Raw genomic sequence first — 347 nt, 5'->3', positions numbered from 1 at the left:
CGCCCGCCACGTATCGTCCCCGGCGAACTCTGATGATGTCGCCGTTCTGGACCATCCTTCGGCGTGTGCGCCGGGACAGCGCGGCGGTGTCGATCGTGCGGAAGAGCGCTGGCGTTGTCATCGGGGCAGAGTGCCCGACATCGACTGCTCGGTTGCGGCACCCCGAGGGTGCGGTGGAATTCACGAGGGCGCACGCTGTTCGGCAGGAGCCGGCGCGCAGGCGGCGACGCGGGGTGTCTCGAGGGGGCGCGGCGAGGGACTACCTCGGGCGCGGACTCGTGCCGCGGCGCGGCCGGCGCTGTGCCGTAACTCCGGAGATACGGAGAGATGCGCCGCATCCTCACCGG

The organism is Microbacterium sp. SCN 71-21 (assembly GCF_001725695.1).
GTDB lineage: Bacteria > Actinomycetota > Actinomycetes > Actinomycetales > Microbacteriaceae > Microbacterium > Microbacterium ginsengisoli.
The sequence above is the reverse complement of the archived record's forward strand: the minus strand, read 5'-3'. Positions refer to the sequence as shown.